The 19,754-nt window shown below is 42.3% G+C and carries 20 protein-coding genes and 1 pseudogene; 2 read left to right on the top strand and 19 right to left on the bottom strand.

The features are described 5' to 3' along the window. Positions 1-201 precede the first annotated feature (201 nt). A complete protein-coding gene (locus EP181_RS04915) occupies positions 202-534 on the bottom strand; it encodes a hypothetical protein (protein WP_127470666.1) in 333 nt (110 codons plus the stop codon). 86 nt (positions 535-620) lie between these two features. Here EP181_RS04915 and EP181_RS04910 point away from each other — a divergent pair, with 86 nt between their 5' ends. Together EP181_RS04910 and EP181_RS04905 are read left to right on the top strand one after the other, a co-directional pair. Beyond that, on the top strand, positions 621-941 hold the full coding sequence (locus EP181_RS04910) for a hypothetical protein (protein ID WP_127470665.1): 321 nt from the start codon (positions 621-623) through the stop codon (positions 939-941). A gap of 8 nt (positions 942-949) precedes the next feature. Then, positions 950-1,234 carry an IS3 family transposase gene (locus EP181_RS04905; RefSeq protein ID WP_172959694.1) on the top strand — a complete coding sequence of 95 codons (285 nt, stop codon included), beginning with the start codon at positions 950-952 and terminating at the stop codon, positions 1,232-1,234. Positions 1,235-1,516: 282 nt separating this feature from the next. On the opposite strand, the gene EP181_RS04900 is transcribed toward EP181_RS04905, so the two are convergent. The 18 genes and pseudogenes from EP181_RS04900 to EP181_RS12045 form a co-directional block, all read right to left on the bottom strand. Then, entirely contained in the window at positions 1,517-2,497 is a 981-nt protein-coding gene (locus EP181_RS04900) for an NAD-dependent epimerase/dehydratase family protein (protein WP_127470663.1), read from the bottom strand. 148 nt (positions 2,498-2,645) lie between these two features. Beyond that, positions 2,646-3,482, bottom strand: a complete 837-nt coding sequence (locus tag EP181_RS04895; protein ID WP_127470662.1) for a transposase — start codon at positions 3,480-3,482, stop codon at positions 2,646-2,648. A 195-nt stretch (positions 3,483-3,677) separates the two neighbouring features. Further along, the gene (locus tag EP181_RS04890; RefSeq protein ID WP_127470661.1) at positions 3,678-4,922 is read right to left on the bottom strand and encodes a type II toxin-antitoxin system HipA family toxin; all 1,245 of its coding nucleotides are present in this window, start codon (positions 4,920-4,922) and stop codon (positions 3,678-3,680) included. After that, the gene (locus tag EP181_RS04885; RefSeq protein ID WP_127470660.1) at positions 4,919-5,224 is read right to left on the bottom strand and encodes a helix-turn-helix domain-containing protein; all 306 of its coding nucleotides are present in this window, start codon (positions 5,222-5,224) and stop codon (positions 4,919-4,921) included. Before EP181_RS04885 ends, EP181_RS04890 begins: the two co-directional genes overlap by 4 nt. Positions 5,225-5,838: 614 nt before the next feature. Further along, positions 5,839-6,852, bottom strand: coding sequence for a UDP-glucose 4-epimerase GalE (gene galE, locus EP181_RS04875; RefSeq protein WP_127470659.1), 1,014 nt, complete (start codon positions 6,850-6,852; stop codon positions 5,839-5,841). A 239-nt stretch (positions 6,853-7,091) separates the two neighbouring features. Beyond that, entirely contained in the window at positions 7,092-7,289 is a 198-nt protein-coding gene (locus tag EP181_RS04870; protein WP_232023527.1) for a hypothetical protein, read from the bottom strand. Between the two features lie 453 nt (positions 7,290-7,742). Further along, complete coding sequence (locus EP181_RS04860; protein ID WP_127470656.1) at positions 7,743-8,018, bottom strand: nucleotidyltransferase domain-containing protein; 276 nt, start codon at positions 8,016-8,018, stop codon at positions 7,743-7,745. A gap of 85 nt (positions 8,019-8,103) precedes the next feature. Next, positions 8,104-8,856, bottom strand: coding sequence for an IS21-like element helper ATPase IstB (gene istB, locus EP181_RS04855; RefSeq protein WP_127470655.1), 753 nt, complete (start codon positions 8,854-8,856; stop codon positions 8,104-8,106). Next, positions 8,849-10,342 carry an IS21 family transposase gene (istA, locus tag EP181_RS04850; protein WP_127470654.1) on the bottom strand — a complete coding sequence of 498 codons (1,494 nt, stop codon included), beginning with the start codon at positions 10,340-10,342 and terminating at the stop codon, positions 8,849-8,851. The genes istB and istA overlap by 8 nt, the downstream gene beginning before the upstream one ends. Positions 10,343-10,452: 110 nt before the next feature. After that, positions 10,453-10,860, bottom strand: coding sequence for a nucleotidyltransferase substrate binding protein (locus EP181_RS04845; RefSeq protein WP_127470653.1), 408 nt, complete (start codon positions 10,858-10,860; stop codon positions 10,453-10,455). A 62-nt stretch (positions 10,861-10,922) separates the two neighbouring features. Then, positions 10,923-11,918, bottom strand: a pseudogene (locus tag EP181_RS04840) (NAD-dependent epimerase/dehydratase family protein). A 3-nt stretch (positions 11,919-11,921) separates the two neighbouring features. Further along, complete coding sequence (locus EP181_RS04835) at positions 11,922-12,719, bottom strand: glycosyltransferase family 4 protein (RefSeq protein ID WP_197723400.1); 798 nt, start codon at positions 12,717-12,719, stop codon at positions 11,922-11,924. 334 nt (positions 12,720-13,053) lie between these two features. Further along, a complete protein-coding gene (locus EP181_RS04830; RefSeq protein ID WP_127470652.1) occupies positions 13,054-14,184 on the bottom strand; it encodes a glycosyltransferase family 4 protein in 1,131 nt (376 codons plus the stop codon). Next, positions 14,185-15,174 (bottom strand): EpsG family protein, encoded by a 990-nt coding sequence (locus EP181_RS04825; RefSeq protein ID WP_127470651.1) that lies wholly within the window; start codon positions 15,172-15,174, stop codon positions 14,185-14,187. It abuts the gene before it with no gap. 9 nt (positions 15,175-15,183) lie between these two features. Next, positions 15,184-16,281 carry a glycosyltransferase gene (locus EP181_RS04820; protein ID WP_127470650.1) on the bottom strand — a complete coding sequence of 366 codons (1,098 nt, stop codon included), beginning with the start codon at positions 16,279-16,281 and terminating at the stop codon, positions 15,184-15,186. Between the two features lie 82 nt (positions 16,282-16,363). Next, entirely contained in the window at positions 16,364-17,200 is an 837-nt protein-coding gene (locus EP181_RS04815) for a glycosyltransferase family A protein (protein WP_127470649.1), read from the bottom strand. Next, entirely contained in the window at positions 17,188-19,077 is a 1,890-nt protein-coding gene (asnB, locus tag EP181_RS04810) for an asparagine synthase (glutamine-hydrolyzing) (protein WP_127470648.1), read from the bottom strand. The genes EP181_RS04815 and asnB overlap by 13 nt, the downstream gene beginning before the upstream one ends. After that, the gene (locus tag EP181_RS12045; RefSeq protein WP_197723398.1) at positions 19,078-19,719 is read right to left on the bottom strand and encodes a hypothetical protein; all 642 of its coding nucleotides are present in this window, start codon (positions 19,717-19,719) and stop codon (positions 19,078-19,080) included. It lies immediately after the preceding gene. Positions 19,720-19,754: the final 35 nt, after the last annotated feature.

The raw sequence follows: 19,754 nt of genomic DNA, 5'->3' as shown, positions 1-19,754 counted from the left end.
AGAACTAATGGAAAGGTAAAGGGGACAGGTTAGCGTCCCCTTTTTTTCTAGAACTTTAGTTGCCAGGCCTGGTTGTTTTGTTTTGAACTGTTTTTAGATGCTGAATTGGTTTTAAACGAAATAATTGGGGTTAGAGTAACGTTATTTAATTTTACTCTGACCCCAATGCCATTAAGTTAAGACATAACCCATTGTTTATAATTAATTTTTATAGCAAACATAATGAATGTCATTTTTGATATTCTTTAATTTACGCTTAAAACTTCGTCCCTCTCTAATCGCTTCTGGTGCAAGACTTATTCGCATCACCAAGTTCTCCAGACTAAGGTACCATTGTTTCGATGAGCCTTGAGCCATTTCAATCAGCACTATCAATCGATTTTTAAGCTTGGATGCCGTATAAGCCAGATTAACTTGATAAATGTGCTTTCGATGTTGAGTGGTTGCATCAATATTTTGTTGCGCTAACCAACCGAGCATTATCATCAGATTATGAGACAGTATTTTGGCATAAAAATCCTGCTTAACACTCAAGGTTGAACGACCTGAAAAGTTGTAATGGTCTAATAAACCTGTAGGGTTTCATAGCCTATAATTACCTCAACTATAGGATATGGATCATGACCGATAACAGCAGAAAAGATCGCATTAATGTAACGCCCAAACAAAAACACGAATACGCCAGATTGATGGTGCAAGCCAATTACACCAACAAACAAATTATGGAAATTTCAGGCGCGGCTGCCTCTGCAGTCACGCGCTGGAAAAAGCAATATCTCGCTGAACAACGCGGTGAAATGATCGAAGGCAAAATCCCCTTGGATGCCGATAAACGGCTCATACATGAGCTCAAACAAGAACTCGCCGAGGCAAGAGAGGATATACGACTATTAAAAAAGGCCACAGCCTTGTTCATACGCGACAATCCAAACTTGAAATGATTAAGCGAATGGTCAAGGCCGAATCAAACGTCAGTATAGAGAAACTGTGTAACCTCCTGGAGTTACCCGTTTCAAGCTATTACTACCAACCGGCAGTGCCACCTGAACAAGAAAAGATGAATGAAATGGCCGAAAAAATGTTTGATGAGAGTTTTGATACCTATGGCAAACGCCGATTATCCAACGCCTTGAGAAAAGAAGGCTTTGCTATGGGCGTATTTAAAACCTCACGGCTCATGAAAACCTTAGGGTTGGTCGCAAAACGCCCCAAAAAACCGCACCCTTATCCCTAGTCCATAATGCTTAAAAGCTTCAAGACTCTCTTTTCTATGAACATTTCTTTCAATCAGTTCTAACTCAAAGAGTTCTGAATTCACCACTAACTCCAGGTGTAATGAACCAGACTTTTCTATAAAATTTGTACGCCAAGATTTTGGTAAAATAGACTGTGTATCGTACATGCTTTGCTCAATCATTTTCACAAACCCTAAGTTTTCATGAATCATGAACATAACGGATTCGTGAAAACTAGCAAGCCAAATTCGTCCCGCAGGAAGTGCTCTTGAGGTGCAAAATCAAGAATTATATTCCTTCGCTATTTTTTCTAATTGTTCATCCATCGTCACCACCGGCTTCCAGCCTAACAAGTTTTGTGCTTTTGAGCTGTCTACTTGCAAATTGCCAAACAATCGGTCGGCTACCGCCCGCTTACCCAATAAACCGGCTGCAAACGACATAACCCCAACCGGAACTGGCAATAGCCGCGATTTAACCCCACACGCCTTCGCCACCTTGCGCAACAAATCTGAAGTGGACACATCTACTCCATCGGCAATTAAAAACACTTCATTCGCCGCTTTGGGTGAACGTGCGCTGTCTGCACACAAGGCGATAAAATCGACCAAATTTTCTAACGCCACCAACGAACGCTGATTGTGCACGGCACCCAAAGGCAAAGGTACGCCCTTGCGCACCCATTTTACTAAACTACCAAAGTTACCTGGCGCATTCGCCCCGTAAACCAAAGGTGGGCGAATAATCACTACTTCCATGTCGATCTCTTTGGCAATCTGCAGTAATCCTTGCTCGGCCTCGTATTTGGACAAAGAATAAGCATCATGCGGATCTGGCACGTCATTTTCAGTAAACGGTCGAGTATTTTGTTTGCCATTAACTCCAATCGAACTCACAAACACAAACCGCCTAACCCCAGCCTGCGCCGCCAAACGTGCCAACGCCAAAGTCGCATCGCAATTAACCTTGCGATACTCGGCCAATGGATCATTCACCTCGTCGCGCATAATATGCGCCCGAGCGGCGGCGTGCACCACCACGTCACAACCAGATAGGTCAGCTAACAACGTGTCATTGCAGGCTTGACCCGCAATCTGCAAACCAGACAAATCACCCAAATCCCCAACCACCTGCTTAACGCCATCCGGTAACTCAACCGACGCATTGCGCACCAAAGCGGTAACAGCACAACCATCGGCAACAAACCGGTTTAATAACGCCAAACCCACAAAGCCGGTTGCACCGGTTAAAAATACGTTCATTTGTTATCCCTTGTGACTTCATTAAAACCTTAGTTTCTCTAAAAACTTAATACGCTGTGCCAACTGCACAAAGTAATCACGCGACCATATATCCAGCACACGAGCATCAATCAAAAAACGCTCGGCATCTAGCATAGCACAAAAGGGGTCAGGTCTTACATTCATACAGCTTGACCGCTCGGCTAACCGTCACATAATGCACACCAAAGTAATCGCCAATTTCCTTCATCGTATAGTGCCCAGCAAGGTAAGCGGTTGCCATCGCTTCACTTTTCGACTGACAACAATCAGCATATTCATTTAACGGCCGTCGTATTTGCCGCTGGCTGGTTACTTCTTTGTCCTGAATATCCGCATATTGCGCACGAATATTTTCAATAAATTGCTCATCACCTAAAATAGAATGCTGATAGTCATGGCCCAACAGCGAAGGCTTATTAACCCCCTCTTTGATAAAAGAGGTGTATTTTGCTACAGCCTGCTTCAGGTTGCTATCAAACTGCAGCAGAAGCGGTTTTCTTGCCAGCCAATCTTGCGCCACGACCAATCCAACCATGCCAGGGTAGCTACTCCACTCCCAAGCGCTTAAGTCAGTTATCATATTGGCCCGTATCGGGTTCAACACAATATAGCGCGACAACTCCAATAAATACGCATCCGCTTGAACCAAAATTGCTTTAAAGCGCCCCTGGTACAAATGACCCGACAGATTGTGTTTGCGATTAAATCGTTGAGTATAAACACCGTTTAAATGACGCATCCCCCTTGAAAGATTGCCATTCGGCGTTTCAACCAAAAGATGATAATGGTTTGTCATTAGACAGTAACTATGAATTATCCAACCAAACCGATCACAAGCCTCTCCCAACGTATCAAGCCACAATTGGCGATCGCCATCATCTAAATAAACATCTTCTCGCCGATCTCCTCTAGAAGTCACATGGTACACAGCACCCGAAAACTCAATTCTTAATGGTCTTGACATATAAACCCAACCCTTTTGCGTTACGAATGCTACTTATGACGGCTAACAACCAAAGCACAGCAATACTTGACCAACCCAAAACCATCGTATTGCTTATTGCCTAACGGCAAGTACATTTTGAGACTAGGCTAAATGTCGTAATGTAAGACCTGACCCTTTTTCCCTGACCCCTTTACCCATAATCACAGCCTGGTTTTACAGCCTTGTCGCTGAAAATGCCGGTGCCATCAATTCACGCATTTGTGGATTTATTTTTAATCCATCAGCGATTTTTTCCCACTGATTAACAGACTCAATCACTTCTCGATAGATACCCTCTGCTTCTACCTGACTAAGTTGAAAATAGTCAATGACTGAAAAAGCGAGGTTAAAATCCAATCGATTATCCATCTCATCAATATTAAGATGTAAACCCGAACTATCGGGCACTGGATTAAGATCATAAGCAGGAGATAACAACCATCCCCTACTCGTATGGATAAAACCATGATTTCTAAGATGGTCATCAGTATTTGATATTGCAATATTAAATACAATTCTTCGCCATAATTGCGCTAAGTCTCTTTTAGTATTAGCGCCATTTTCACTTAAAAACTCAGCTAATTCCAAATAACTTGCACCCTCATCTCCGTCGTAATACCCCAATAGTGTCATTGCCGAAGCAAAATGTAGACGCTCACCATCTACCCTGTCAAAACGCTTAGTTAAAAATGTATGCTGATGGTTGTTATATTGTTCAATCATACAAGGAGATATATCGATACCCGCCACGCAAGCCAATCGATAAGCAACCATCTCCCAAGCGGCTATATCATAATCATCGTATCGACTAGGAAACTTTGCTATCCAAAAATTACCACTTTCATCTACTACGCTGGCCTTAGGGCGTGCACCACCTAATGACGAACCCGGAGAAACAAGCATACTTAACCATTTCAAATAGTCTGCATCGTTTACTTTTCCAGACTCTTCTATTTCCGAGGCGGCCAGTTCCAGCTCTCTCAATGAAGAAATAGGAGGAGTCGCTAGATGTGTATTATCATCAAGAAATAGACCGTCCTCTTCGAGTTTAAAACGAAGAGCCCCCATGCGATGCGTATCATGAACCCCCATCAAGTAATCGGTTTCAGTCAACTTTCTCGGCCGTCTGTTCTCTTGCTTCGCTAAAACCGCTTCACGACGCGTCATAATCAGGCGTCCCCAGCGATCTGGACAAGAGTCTAAAAATACTCTGAAATTACGGTCATTGTTACTATGCTGTTCACCTTGAAATAAACCTAAATCTGGGTCAATTTGCTGAGCATATTTGGATACTAACCACGTTGTTTCATAAGTAAAGCTAAAATGCTCACTCCCTCTCACTTGATCAACGCGTAACACACCCACTTTTTGGGCATCCATTCCCTGCCAATGAGCGTATACATAGATTTCTCTACTCATAATGTGCGGCTCTTCAACAACTTTATATCTTGCAACTTCCGCCCTAGCTCATCATCTTGTGCAACCTTAGCCATATCTTCAGCAAGCCCTAAAACAGATAAAACCAATATATAATGACCTATAGAGACAGACCCTTCCCCTCTTTCAATTTTTCTAAGGGTAGGTTTTGACAGCCCTGTTCTTTCAGATATTTGAGTTTGCGTTAACTTTCTGCGTTTAATTGCTAGATGTATATTTTCGCCTAACTGCTTCATGAACTTTTCTTGTTTTGGAAACAGCGTAGCCGTTCTTTTTATAGCCATTACAAACAACCTTATTTCGTCGCCAACATAACATCTAATAATACACTCACATTTCGACAAAGTGAATCTATACTTTCACTTTATAGAAATAAATAGACATATAGTTTCACTAACAGTAATAAAAAGAATAAGTAAAGAGAAAAGCCATGGATTGCCTTGCAGGCATTCTTCCACAACCAGCAGATCTAGGCTTCACTAACTGAATGTCGTAATGTAAGACCTGACCCCTTCACCCTGTTAGCTTGCTCTCGGCTCAAAAAGAAGAACCTTGCGTTATATGCCTAGGTTGACTCAATAAAGTGGCAATAAAGTCATTTTGATTAGTCGCAACAGCATGCATCTCCGAATCCTCAACTAAGACGATAACCTTGGCATGCTTATTAAGAATCTTGCTATAGTCCTTAATTTCAATGTATTTACTTTTAATGTCCGTTTCAAACTCTACAGCATACATACTCAAACCCTCACAAAAACTTAACCAAACCTTATATTACCGAAAATAACGCCCTAAAATCAATCGGCCTTCATCGCGAGCGAAGCGTGGCGATCCATCTCAAAAACCCGTACATCCTCACCATGGATTGCCACGTCGCTTCGCTCCTCGCAATGACACTTCACCCCTCACCATACCCATTCGGATTCTTCGATTGCCAGCGCCAGGCGTCTTCACACATCCGCTCTATGCCCAACTCTGCTTTCCAGCCCAGCACTTCAAACGCAATGCTTGGGTCGGCATAACATTGCGCCACATCCCCAGGTCTGCGAGCAACAATCTCATAGGCCACTTGTTTATCCGAGGCTTGCTCAAAGGCACGCACCATTTCCAATACCGAATACCCACGTCCTGTGCCTAAATTTAATGTCACCAGGCCTGGTGATTGCATTAATTTCCGTAACGCCGCCACATGCCCTTTGGCCAAATCCACCACATGAATATAATCACGCACACCGGTGCCATCAAGCGTATCGTAATCGTCACCAAACACATTTAAGCATTCACGCTGCCCCACCGCCACTTGCGACACAAACGGCATTAAATTATTCGGTATGCCATTGGGGTCCTCGCCAATCAAGCCAGACTCATGCGCACCCACAGGGTTAAAATAGCGCAATAAAGCAATTGACCAGTCTGGATCACTCTTAAACACATCGCGTAGAATATTTTCCACCATCAATTTCGAAGCCCCATAAGGGTTGGTGGTCGATAGCGGAAAATCCTCTTTAATGGGCACACTCGCAGGGTCGCCATACACGGTTGCAGACGAACTAAACACCAAGTGTTTACAGTCAAACTCCGCCATCACTTCAAACAAAGCAACACTTCCAGAGACATTATTGTCGTAATACTTTAACGGCAAAGCCACCGACTCACCCACCGCCTTAAGACCCGCAAAATGAATCACTGCATCAACTGAAAATCGCGTAAAAATTGAGCGCAACAAAACACGATCGCAAACATCACCCTCGATGAACTCAATTTCACGCCCAGTGATATGCTTAACGCGCTTTAAAGACTCAATTGAGGAGTTAGATAGATTATCTAAAACAACTAATTCAAATCCTGCTTGGAGCAATTCAATACATGTATGCGAACCGATATAACCTGCACCGCCTGTCACTAAAATCATTCTGTACCTTCTTAATTTCAAACCCTTTAAATGGATTGACGCGGGATAATCCACCTCGCAATGTCAGCAGTCTTAAACACTGCGATAGCGTTTATAACATTCCACAAATTTGGCAATGCCATTTTCAATTTCTGGGTTTACTAGGTTTATAAACCACGGCGGCAGCTAGACAGCAGTATTGGCCTAGGTGCCTTCTAAAATATCGTCCAGACAGGTAAAATCGCGCAACATTTGCTGTATTAAACAGACTTTGGCAAGTTGACCTGTTGTACTAATTTTAATAATTCACGTAGCGCATTATTGACTGCTGCATTATTTGGAAAAGCAGCTGCAATATCCGGCTCAACCACCACTACATTAGAAGCTTGACGCAAACGCTCAGCATACTTTCCAACTTCAGCATTATCAAATAATGCTGAATCGTACTCATCTTTCATAACATTACCTGTATTGTTCATATTTGTTTTTCTCCGCTTTGGTTGCCAATCTTGCACAGATGATTCGAATTAAATTTTCATCGACTTCAGTATGCACAACCAGCAAAACAACCCATCACAAATCTCGCACAACCTCAAGCATGGATTGCCACTGTCTTATGCCCTCGCAATGACAGTGGCCTTAAATCCCACGATAGACTTTATACCATTACACAAACTTGGCAACACCATCTTCGATTACGGTTTGCGGTTTCTAGCCGAACAAAGCTTCTAGGCGGACGGTGTCGGCATCGATGCGTTCAACATCGCCGGGTTGGTTTCATATCCAGCATGATTTTTTGCGTTTGTTTGTCCGTTGCGGCTTCAATTGCTGTAATAAAACGCGACAGTTCAATCGGCTTGCTATTGCCGATAAAGCCATCAACAACCGTTACTAAAACTTTTAGCGACTCCTCAAGCAATTTCTCTTGAATAAAACACCTTTCCCATTCGCGCAATGTGGTCCAACAAATCTTTCGAACCAATATCCTTAAATAAAGACACATCCAACATATAAGGCGTATTTAAATCATCCAAATCAACCAAAATATGACTTAATACTGAGCCATTGAGATTTTCGCCTAACAAAGTCAAGTCAATATCCGATCCGATACGAAAATTACCTTTGGCACGCGAACCATAAATAATGACCTTTTCAACTTGAGGATAGCAATGAAATACCTGCTGCATGGAAGTTAATGTATCGTCAGGCTATACAGCGTCAATTACTTTGTCCGGTCTAGCGTCAATTATCTTGGCCGGTTGATACCGAATTTTATTTACCGTTACTCATGGCTATTTTGCGTCGGTAGCTTTCACCTTCACAATGAATAATCGTTGCATGATGAACCAGTCGGTCGATGGCTGCGATGGTCATCGTTGAATCATCAAAAAGTTCATCCCATTGTTCGAACGATTTATTCGATGTCATGATCAGGCTGTGTCGCTCATAGCGATGCGCAATGAGCTCAAAGAGGACACTGGTTTCTTGTTCGGTTTTGCGAACATAACCCACGTCATCAACAATCAGTAATGGGTATTTATCGAGCTTCAGAAGCTCGTCCTGCAAACGTAAGTGCTGCTTGGCTTGTTGGAGTTGTTGAACAATGGCTGAGGCGGCCATAAACTTCACTTTATAACCTTGCTCGATCAGGCCATAACCAATGCTGCTGGCGATATGGGTTTTCCCAAGGCCACTGGCCCCGAACAACAAAATGTTCGCGCCAAGCTTCAACCAATAGGTTTGCTCAATGAACTGGGCAACAAGCGGCTTGTTGACGCCCTCAACAAGACTGAAGTCGAAGTTGCCAAGGTTTTTACTCATCGGTAACTTAGCGTCTTTTAAAAGGCGCTGTAGGCGCTTATCCTCACGTGTCGCCAGTTCGATATGACAAAGCTCAGATAAGTATTGCTGTGGGCTCCACTGTTCTTTTACCGCTTTTTGGCCAAGTGCGTCCCACTGTCCAACCATGGTTGCAAGCTTCAGTTGCTTGAGCATTAAAGGCAATGAGGCGGTTAGGTTATCCATGTAGACCTCCAGGTATCATGCGGCTGTAAGCGCTCAAGCTGTGTTGTTTGACCGTCATCTTTAGGATGTTCGGTTCAATGACCAAAAACTGCGCTTCACACTCCCGGATGGCCGGTAATTGTCGCTGAGCGATTTCGGCGGCCACAAAACGCCCTAATTGACGCTCACAACCACTTTGTTTGGCTAAATGCAGCAGTTTTACCATGTAATAGCTGGCTTTATCCGCCAAAAGGTTCTCATCAACGTATTGCCAGATGGCCTTGTAATTGTCGTCCGGCAGTAAGTCGTCACGCAACTGTGAGTGACGGAATGCCATAGGCTTTTTAACCAGTGCGTCAATGACATGTACATAGTTAATATGACGTGCGCGTTCTCCCTTAACTGCGTAAACCCGCTCAAGTGTTTGAATCAAATCCGTGCTATAAAATAATTCTAATCGGTTGTCGTAGAGGCGAACCAATAATCGGCTACCGATCAGTCGTGAAGGCACGCTATAGGTCACCCGCTTTAGTGCGATGGTGCTCGTGCGCGATACGCTCAGGTAATGCTCGGTGTAATTGACGCTCATGACCCGTGGTAATGCTTGTAATTGTCGCTGCTCAAGTAAATATTTATCACTGATGCGGCGATTACGCCGAGCAACAATGTCTGTTATAAAGGTTTCATAGGCCTCACGATTTTTAAAGTCGTAATGGCCTCGGATTTTCAAGGCTTGCTCGATCTGTGATTTGAGGTGTCCATGAGGGCTCTCAATCGCGCCGTTCTCATGAGCGATCCCGCGATTGTTGCGTGTGGCTTTAAACCCATAATGGGTAACAAGCTCGCTGAAGCGCTCGGTTAAATCGTCATCATTTGAGTGGTTCCGATAAGCGGCACTGAGACTGTCCGTTCGAACGACCTTAGGAACGCCACCTGCGGTCTTAAAAGCCTTTTGCAAACCATCCGAGAAGGCGGCGAAGCTTTCACCGCCGTAAATCACTTGCGCATAAGCCCAGCCACTGGCGGGCATACGGTAATGAAATAGCATGTGTTTTAGCGGCTCACCTGCAATCGTAACAGGCGACTGAACGTGCGTGAAATCACAGATCCCCAATACTCCGTATTCATGGGTCTGGATGAATATCACCTCTCTCCCCGCGCCATGAAACGCTCGCCATTTATGAATGCGTCGCTCAAGTGTTCGCCGTGAACTCGGCTTAAATTTATCGGTGTGAAACTCGCAAAGGTGATCGAACAGACCAACCGGTGTAATCGATTCATCGACTTGAAGCATAGGAACAACGATGCTGTCCCAAATAGAATCAAGCGGATCTTTGCGGGTTCGCCATTGGCGTTGATTGGCCGTTTTTTGTTCGTTTTGTTTATCAATTCGCCTAGCTGTTCGCTCTGAAATACCGGCTTTGGCCGCCGCGATAACTTGGCTATTATGCTTTCTACTTTTCATATAAATTGTGACCTGTTGATCTGAGATTCTTATTCCCGGCACAGTGAATTCCTCCGTTCTGCTGTGCCGAACTTTATCAGATCAACCGGCCAAGATAATTGTCGCTAAACCGGCCAAGGTAATTGTCGCTTAATAGTCAGGCAACCCAAACATTATTTAAAACCCTGCATAGTTTGCGCAAACTGTAAAAATGCGCTGGCATAACGCTCTTGAACTTTTGCAAACTCTTGCTCCAAAATGTTCTCATCATAGGTATGAACCGTTCTATTTCGGCTTTCAATCATATCCATCCAAACCTGACCCTCCGTTATCAAACCCAGATTAAAAGCCAATCGACTTGCCGAGCGTGAACCCGTAATCCCTTGATGCCCTTCGTATTGCAAATAGTCCTTCATCACCTTCCAAGCAAGCTCATGCGTAAACTCAAAACGTTGCAAAATCCCCTCTTTAATCAGCGCATCCGCTGACGCATCATAGATCGACAAGGCAGACTGCAACTGTCCGAGTGCTTTCAGATAATTTTCAAAACGCTGTAGCCAGCGAATATCTTGTTCAGCCATATACCATCATCCTTAAAAAACTCAAAAATCTTCATGCTAGGCTTATTTCGAAAACTCAAACATTAAACCCCACGATATTCTTTATACCACGCCACAAACTTGGCAATGCCGTCTTCGATTTCTGTTTGGGGTTTGTAGCCCACAGCGGTTTCTAGGCGGGCGGTGTCCGCATAGGTGCGCTCGACATCTCCGGGTTGCATATCCAGCATGATTTTTTGCGCGGTTTTACCGGTGGCGGCCTCAATCGCGGCAATAAAACGCGCCAGTTCAATCGGTTCGTTATTGCCGATATTAAACAGGTTATAAGGTATTTCACCGGCCGGCAGTTGGTCTTGAATGCGAATCACACCTTCCACTATATCATCTACATAAGTAAAGTCGCGCAGCATTTTGCCGTGGTTAAACACCTTAATCGGCTGGTCATTGATAATCGCTTCAGTAAACAACCAAGGCGCCATATCCGGGCGACCCGCAGGGCCATAAACAGTAAAAAAACGCAGCCCTGTCACGGGGATTTTGTAGAGCTTGGCATAGCTGTGCGCCATCAACTCATTGGATTTTTTGGTAGCCGCATAAAGCGACACCGGCTGATCCACTTGATCGTCTTCACTAAACGGAATCTTGGCATTCATGCCATACACCGAACTGGACGAGGCATACACCAAATGCTCAACATTATTGTGCCGACAACCTTCCAAAATAGTCATCATGCCGATCAAATTGCTATCGACATAAGCAAACGGATTTTCAATCGAATAACGCACGCCCGCTTGTGCAGCCAAATGAATCACACGCGTAAACTGCTCGGCTTTAAACAACGCCGCTATGCCCTCACGATCCGCCAAATGCGACGTTAAATTGTCATTGCGAGGAGCGCAGCGACGTGGCAATCTCCAATCAACTAGCAATTCCCGACTTTAAACCGTCATTCCCGCGCAGGCGGGAATCCCCAAACCCACCACTTCATAGCCTGCTTCCAACAAGCGAATCGTGGTGTACATGCCGATAAACCCAGCGGCGCCGGTAACCAGGTATTTTTGTTTTAAAGTTTCGGTCATGATTTATTTCTCTAATAATATTTCAGCAAGGATTGGATTAATTTTATGCACATCATACCGTTCAACCGCCATACCATGACTAGCATTGCCCATGCGCTCAATTTCTTGTGGATGCTCGATAAGATAAATCATTTTATCTGCCAAGGCATTCGCATCAAACGGTGGCACTATAAAACCATTTTTACCATCAACCACTGTTTCACGACAGCCCGGAACATCGGTGGTAATCACTGCCCGACCAATCGCCATCGCTTCTTGCGTAGAACGGGGAACCCCCTCTCGATAAAAAGACGGCAAAACAAACACATGTGAATCTGCTATCCAATCACTTACATTAGACACATGACCAGGATAGATAATAATATTTTCAGCAATCACTTCATCCAATTGATGTTTTGACAAAGCGGCAGGATTATCTGGATCAAGTCCTCCCAACACCACGAACTCGGCATTGGGATGAATGGCTTTAACTAGACGGGCAGCATCTAAATATTCAAAAATCCCTTTTTCAGCTAATAACCGTGCAATGAAAATAAAACGAATCGGCTTTTCTAAATCAACCGGTCGGTAAGGATAGGCGGTCAAGTCCAAACCAATCGGCCCTAAAACATGAAGCTTGTTTTTCGAGAGCAGAGATTTTGAGGACAAATCTTTTGGATCATCAGGATTGAGAAATAGCACCTTATCAGCAAACGCATAGCCCACTGAACACAACAAACCATGCGCCAATTGCAAAATGCGTTTTTTAAATGAAAAACCATTTTGGGCAGGCGTATGAATATAACCAAGCCCTTCCAACATTGCGATCCGGCGAGGAACACCTGCAAGCCTTCCTGCGAGAGTTCCGTAAACCGAAGGTTTAACAAAAAACTAAATACCACATCCGCTTGAATAACTTTTAACTGTTTAGACAAACGCCAAGTATCACGCAAATCCTTAAAAGGATTTAAGCCGGTTTTATTCAGATGATAATCAACGGGAATTGCACCAAGTGCTTTAACCTTTTCACGAGCTTCATCCGAAAAATCAATCGCAAACGCATAAACCTCATGCCCTTGAGAAACCAAATACTCAATAAAATCCTTTCGGAAAATCACCAGGCCTGGTGAAGCATTTTGGGAAATAAGGCAAATTTTCACTTTTCAGACCACACACGATGATAGCCCTCTATCATCTTTTCAATACTAAAATTATCTACTATTCGTGCACGGCATTCTTTTTGACGATTTAGCCAGGCCTGGTGATTTTCTTGTTTTTCTTGAATCGCTTGCATAATGGCATTCGCCAAAGCCTGTTGGTCTTTAGGTGGCACAACCCAACCTGTTTCACCCACAATCAAAGCCGCATCACCGACATCCGTTGTGACACAAGGCGCTCCACACGCCATGGCTTCCGCTAACACATTAGGAAAGCCTTCACCAAAAGAAGAGGACAATACATGAATATCAAGGGCATTCATGACAGAAGGAATATCGGTTCTTTGCCCTAAAAGACGAATATTATCAGACAGACTTTCACTCTTGATTTGTTCTAGCAACTCGTCATTACTATCATCTAACTGTTTTCCAATTAAAAGCAGTTTAAACTCAAAACCCTTTTGATTAACGATACCTAAAGCAGAAATCAAATTTGAATGATCTTTTTGCGGATCGTAACGCCCAACCATACCCAGTAAAACTTCTTTCGTTGCGATGCTAAACTCATTACGAATCATCTCTCGAAATTGAGCATTCTGATCAAACAATCCTAAATCATACCCATTGCCGATAACTTTAGCTTTACCCTTTTTGTATCCTAAATTTTCGTGAATCGCTTGTGCCTCATGCGCACAGTAAATAATTTGCTCCGGAATATAGCCCGAAAGCTTTGCACAAAGTTTTGCAATCAATATAGTTGAGCGTTTTGATTTACCTGGCTCTAAAGAGGTTTGCCGAACATTCCAAAAAACTTTTTTTACGCCTGCAAGTTTTGCAACCAATCCACCAATCAAATCCGCATGATACATCCAAGTTTGCACCACATCAGGCTTAAGCAAACGAATCAGCCTATACAGCTTCCACAGAGCAGCGAATGTAACTTTACCGGCCGATAGATTTAAACAGTGAACATCAATCCCCTCTTTTTTTAGTAAACCTCCGTATTTACCCACATCCATCATAGAAACAACAATATGTTCAGCTTTTTCATCGTATCTACACAGGCGATATAACACGGCCTCCGCCCCACCATCATTAAGACCCGTGATGATATGAATAATTTTTTTCATCTAAAAACCTGCACCCCAACCAAGCCATGGCTGATTTAACCTTAACAACCAAGACAATCCAACAAAAGCTGTTATCGTTGCTATAAAAATTTTTCTGCGCCATGAAGTTAATCCTAAGCTCGCCAACAACACAATAATGACCATACTCTCAAAGATTCGTGCCGTGACTTCGATTAGGAAATATGTTGCTAGATAGAACGCAATAGCAGCCATTGCCAATGCGTTTTCTTTTGCAAAGCTTCTGCCTTGCAACCAATAAAACACAAAAACGCCCAACCAAAATAAAAAGCCTAAACCACTAACTGCTGCTGTGCTAAATTCATATTGCCCTGCTTGTCGCGCACCTAAAAGTGAAGTGATAAACCCAAGTCCTAAACCAATCATTAATCCAAGCAAAACAGTTGCTATCGTTCTCAAGTCTAATGCAAACTTTAACTGTTGCAAAAACCAGGTAAAACCGTAAAGAAGTAAGACAAAGAAAAAGCTTGCATGAATTAAGGGCGTTATTGCAAACAACAACCATCGCCAAGGTTTAGAGAGCGTGAACCAACCCAATAAAAAAATGCTTATTGCAAGACCTTGCCTGATATGCACTACAGCCTTAACTATCACCTGTGGAAAAACTAAGATAAAAAGTAAAAAAACAAAGTACTTCGGATTAACCCTTAAAACCAAGTAAGCTGTGACAAAGGCTGTGAAAAATATAATAAACTTTAGTGTTGTTTCGGGTTCAAGAAACTGGTTTAAAATGATATTGATTGACAACCAAACGGGTTCGTTTACAAATAAAGAAAGATAACCCTCTGAAAGATATTTTAGGATTATTACCTCAGAAACCCCTGCATACTCGAGATAATTTAGCCTATCCTTTATTGAGCCATCCATTGGAATATAATTTGCCAAAACAAAGGCGTAAACAAAAGATAAAAGTAAAATACCAAGCTTGTAACCTGAGTTTATATTGTTATTTTTTAGGTAATCTGGAAGCAAAAGTAAACCTCAACCTACTGAATTAATTATTTTTTCGTAAGCTTTGGATACTTCTAAAACGCTGTTCTTACTTGCACTAGCGCTGACATCTAATGGATCAAAATTTGAATTAATAAGCTTTGCTAATTTATTTTTAAAATCCTCAATATCCAGATACTTTACTAAATACCCATTCACGCCATCATGAATAATCTCGCTCGGGCCGCTCTGACAGTCAAACGCAACAACGGGGGTGCCAAGCGTAATTGACTCAACTAGCACATTAGGAAAGCCTTCGTAAAGTGAGGTTAAAACCGTTGCTTCTGCATGTAGGTAATAAGGAATCATGTCTTTTTGAAAACCTTCGAAATCCACCCTATCAGCTACACCCAAATCGACCGCACATTGTTTTAGGACTTGCTCTAAACTCCCCTGCCCAACAATTTTAAGGCGCAGATTGGGAAACTCATTTGCCACCCCAGCAAAACCTTCTATCGCATAATGAAACGCTTTTTGCTTTTCCAATCGCCCAACGCACAATAAATAATCTTGCTTTTCGACCTGACTTAAATCATGCGTTTTCGCATAGTCTTCAATATGTTTAGCAACCGGGTTATAAATCACGCTCGATTTTTCCGCCAACTGCGGATACAAGCTAATCAAATCCTCACGCATCGCTTGGCACTGGTTGATAACATGATCCACCTTGCAGTAAAAACCGTCTATCAACGGCTTTACCACATATTTTCTCCAAAAGCCTTGTGCCTGATTGCGTTTTTGTGAAAGCGTATTAATGTTTCGGGCGATAATTCTTGTCTTAAAATAAAAGATACTCCGCAACATCACTAACATTACTGCGAGTTCGTAATTAAACACCAAAATAGTTTTTGGCTTCTGTTTAAGAATGTATTTCAACAAAGCCATGCCCGCATAACGCGCATGGTTCACCCCCAAAACCACCAAGTTCACCTTATCGGATACTCGGTCGTGATAAGCCGCATTATTTAAATGCAACACCACCAAATCAACCTGCAAGCCTTGCTCAGCCAAGCCATTCGCTACATTCACGCAAACACCTTCCGCACCACCTCCGGCGAGAGAGCTGATTAGAAACGTTACTTTTTTCATCTACAAGAATCTCGCAAATAAAGCAGAAAACCCAGTGGGCTGCATAACAAAACCAGCCCCCCCCCCAGTAATCGATTCTGCTCTAGAGACAAAGGCGTTTTATTTTTATATCTGCTGGAATATTTAGTTTGAATCGCGTGTAATTTGCAGCCGCTTTAACAAAACTGAGTGGTTTCTTGAAAAAGTAGCCTAGTTCGTTCTCTAACACCATTTTTGCAAGAAGGTATGCGCCATGTGCATTTTTTTTTGCAAAACCTGAATGAGTTATACTATCGGACTCATTGGTAAAATATGTCCTAAGTGGTTTATTAACAAAAACCGCTTTATATTTCTTCGCAATCGGCGTCCAGATGACGTTTTCAGGCACATGTCCTTCAACTTCTTCTGGAAATGGAAAAGATCTTAAGATATCTGTTTTAATACATCCCCATTTTTCACCAGAAATTGAATACTTATAACGCATTTCCAGACCATCAGATAACCATTCATCGGATGGATACTTGTCGCCAATAACATTCCCTTGCTCATCTTTACAGAGACAAACTACTCCAGAAATTTTACTCTGAATATCATTAGATTGTTTTTCATAAACCTCTTTAAAGGTTTGCAAAGTGTCACCTTCGAAAGTATCGTCTGAGTCAGCTGGTATGAATAAAAAACCATTTGCTTCTCTTACGCCGTGATTAAATGCTTTTTTCTTATGGCCATTTTCCTGCCAAATATATCTAATTTGCATTTCATTCTTGCTTATAAACGCATCTACAACTTCTCTTGTATTATCGGTAGAACCATCGTCAATTATTAACCACTCAAAATCTTTCATCGTTTGATTATTTAGTGAATCGTAAACACGATGTAGTCGATCAGCACGATTATAAGTTGGTGTAAAAATTGTAAAGTAAGGTTTTAATGCATCCATCTCTCTCTCCACATTTCAAACATGAGCAGGAACCATATTTGGTTGATATTGACATCCTGGCCTGCTAGATAGCGGTCACGCAGCTTGAGGACTTCTTGTACATTGAAAATACCGCCTTGTTTTAGACGATCTTCACTTAAATAGTTCATTAAATAGTCTTTCAACTCCGCTTTAAACCAGTCAAAAATAGGCACGCCGAATCCCATTTTGGGGCGATCCATGATTTCTTTGGGTAAATATTTATGGGTTATCTTTTTTAGGAGGTATTTTTTATTGTTATTGTTAATTTTGAGTTTCGGATCAAGTTTTGCAACAAAATCGATAACGCGGTAATCCAATAACGGCTCGCGCCCTTCTAAACTGACCGACATGGTGGCTCTATCGACTTTGGTTAAAATACCATCAAGCTGATAAGTCTTGTAGTCAATCGCCAAGACATTGTCCAACCAGGCCTGGTTAATTTCCGCATCGAATTCGGTTTTTACTGGATTGAGCTTATTTAACAAAAAGCGATTTAAATCCTGATCTGTAAAAACCTGTGAGCCTTTTTTCAGCAAACCTTTTTCATTTTCACCGATCATTTGAGAAAAACGATTCAATCTATCTCTTGCGTTGAATACACCCACCTTTTCTGCAGCATATTGCGTCAGTTTGGACCCTAACGCAAATCGTGTGGGCGCTTGTAAAAATCCGGGGATTTTATTAAAAGCACGCATTTTTCTTTGAATGCCTGTGTATTTATCATACCCCCCAAAAATTTCATCCCCTCCATCGGCACTTAATGACACCGTTACATCTTTTCTTGCCAACTGGCTAACTAATGTTGTGGGGATAGCTGAGGCGTCGCCAAATGGCTCATCCCAAATTTCTGGCAATTTTGGCAGGATTTCCAGGGCGTCCTTTTGGGTGCAGTAGTATTCGGCGTGGTCTGTTCCTAAATACTCGGCTACTTTTTTGGCGTGATGTGCTTCGTTAAATTTTTCTTCATGAAAGCCGATTGAGAAAGTTTTTAACTTTTCGGTGCGTTCGGATTGCAATAGTGCCGTGACCGCAGAGGAATCATAGCCACCGCTTAAAAACATGCCCACCGGCACATCAGACACCATGCGATATTCGCAAGCGGATTTTAGCAAGCGCTCGGTTTCGTCCATGGCCTCTTGCTCAGAAATATCCAGCTTAGGTTGGTTATAGCAATCAATCACATCCCAATATTTGGTAATGTTTAATTCTGAATTTTGAATGTTTAATTCAAGCGAATGGCCCGCTTTTAATTTGTAGGTGTGGTTAAAAATCGTGTGCGGTTGCGGGATATAGCCATATTGCAAAAACAAGGCCAAGCCATCGTGATTAAGTTCTTTTACAAACGCAGGATGCTCGTGAAAACTTTTTAGCTCACTGGCGAACATAAACAAACCGTCTTTTTGATACCAATACAATGGTTTGACACCTGCACGATCACGAATCAAGGTCAGAGTTTGCTTTTGGCTATCAAAAATCGCAATGGCAAACATACCGTTAAAACTATGCACCGCTTCAATACCCCATTTGTGATACGCCTTTAATATCACCTCGGTATCAGAATGGGATTCAAAGCTATAACCTTGCCTTTCCAACTCCGAACGAATTTCTTTAAAGTTGTAAACTTCACCGTTATAGACCATGGTTAAATGACCAAATGCCATCGGCTGATGCCCATGATTAGATAAATCCAAAATCGACAAACGCCGATGCCCCAAGCCCACTTGTGATTGCTCAAAGCCCTCAAAAAAATAACCGCCGTCATCCGGCCCACGATGAAACAATACATCCGTCATTTTTTGAAGGTTTTCTTTACTGGATTGGCGGCGAAAATCCACCAGGCCTGCTATGCCGCACATTTAGTGTTTACCCCATGTTTCGATATACTGCTGAGCAACTTTTGTGTGCCCATGTACTTGTTCTGCGAAGATTCTTGATTGATAACCTAAGTCAGAAATTTGGTTTCGTTTTTCTAAAAGATTTTCAACCTCATCAATAATCGACTGTGCATTTGGTTGTAAATTAATTACAGGTGAACTTTCTACACCTAAAGATTTTAAAGATTCTGGTTCTGCACCACCCATGACAATTTTTCCCATTGCAAGCGCATAAACACCATTCACGCCCAATGAATGGGAATACATTTGATCGATTACTACATTGGTGCGCTGCATTACTTCAAGATATTCATTAAGTGGCATTTTACCGTCGATTATTAACTCGAGATCATTAGGGTACTTTTTCGACAAATAATCGAATGCTTCTTCTACATGACGCGTACCCTTAAATCCATAACGATTTAAGCCATGAAAAACAGTTAATTTTTTTCCCAACTTATTTTCTTCATACTGAATTTTATTCATGTTCATTGGAATAGGAATGGTTGGCAGCCTTTTAGGGTGGTTGGCATAGCTAACTTCATATTCATACATAATAGGAATAACTCCATCAACTAATTCAATGACTCTTTCATTAAATGCAAAAGAATCTTCAGTATCCATATGAAAATTTTCACTACCGTGATCGTATTTCAAAA

Source organism: Thiomicrorhabdus aquaedulcis (assembly GCF_004001325.1).
GTDB classification, from domain to species: domain Bacteria; phylum Pseudomonadota; class Gammaproteobacteria; order Thiomicrospirales; family Thiomicrospiraceae; genus Thiomicrorhabdus; species Thiomicrorhabdus aquaedulcis.
The sequence above is the reverse complement of the archived record's forward strand: the minus strand, read 5'-3'. Positions and strand labels throughout refer to the sequence as shown.

What these genes read in the sequence shown, in the direction of transcription:
- EP181_RS04835 (WP_197723400.1), bottom strand. Translation starts at nt 12,719, where the DNA reads ATGTTGGAAGGGCTTGGTTATATTCATACGCCTGCCCAAAATGGTTTT.
- EP181_RS12045 (WP_197723398.1), bottom strand. Translation starts at nt 19,719, where the DNA reads ATGGATACTGAAGATTCTTTTGCATTTAATGAAAGAGTCATTGAATTA.
- EP181_RS04900 (WP_127470663.1), bottom strand. Translation starts at nt 2,497, where the DNA reads ATGAACGTATTTTTAACCGGTGCAACCGGCTTTGTGGGTTTGGCGTTA.
- EP181_RS04815 (WP_127470649.1), bottom strand. Translation starts at nt 17,200, where the DNA reads ATGGATGCATTAAAACCTTACTTTACAATTTTTACACCAACTTATAAT.
- EP181_RS04845 (WP_127470653.1), bottom strand. Translation starts at nt 10,860, where the DNA reads ATGGCTGAACAAGATATTCGCTGGCTACAGCGTTTTGAAAATTATCTG.
- EP181_RS04860 (WP_127470656.1), bottom strand. Translation starts at nt 8,018, where the DNA reads ATGCAGCAGGTATTTCATTGCTATCCTCAAGTTGAAAAGGTCATTATT.
- EP181_RS04870 (WP_232023527.1), bottom strand. Translation starts at nt 7,289, where the DNA reads ATGAAAGATGAGTACGATTCAGCATTATTTGATAATGCTGAAGTTGGA.
- EP181_RS04830 (WP_127470652.1), bottom strand. Translation starts at nt 14,184, where the DNA reads ATGAAAAAAATTATTCATATCATCACGGGTCTTAATGATGGTGGGGCG.
- EP181_RS04890 (WP_127470661.1), bottom strand. Translation starts at nt 4,922, where the DNA reads ATGAGTAGAGAAATCTATGTATACGCTCATTGGCAGGGAATGGATGCC.
- galE (WP_127470659.1), bottom strand. Translation starts at nt 6,852, where the DNA reads ATGATTTTAGTGACAGGCGGTGCAGGTTATATCGGTTCGCATACATGT.
- EP181_RS04885 (WP_127470660.1), bottom strand. Translation starts at nt 5,224, where the DNA reads ATGGCTATAAAAAGAACGGCTACGCTGTTTCCAAAACAAGAAAAGTTC.
- EP181_RS04820 (WP_127470650.1), bottom strand. Translation starts at nt 16,281, where the DNA reads ATGAAAAAAGTAACGTTTCTAATCAGCTCTCTCGCCGGAGGTGGTGCG.
- asnB (WP_127470648.1), bottom strand. Translation starts at nt 19,077, where the DNA reads ATGTGCGGCATAGCAGGCCTGGTGGATTTTCGCCGCCAATCCAGTAAA.
- EP181_RS04910 (WP_127470665.1), top strand. Translation starts at nt 621, where the DNA reads ATGACCGATAACAGCAGAAAAGATCGCATTAATGTAACGCCCAAACAA.
- EP181_RS04895 (WP_127470662.1), bottom strand. Translation starts at nt 3,482, where the DNA reads ATGTCAAGACCATTAAGAATTGAGTTTTCGGGTGCTGTGTACCATGTG.
- istB (WP_127470655.1), bottom strand. Translation starts at nt 8,856, where the DNA reads ATGGATAACCTAACCGCCTCATTGCCTTTAATGCTCAAGCAACTGAAG.
- EP181_RS04905 (WP_172959694.1), top strand. Translation starts at nt 950, where the DNA reads ATGGTCAAGGCCGAATCAAACGTCAGTATAGAGAAACTGTGTAACCTC.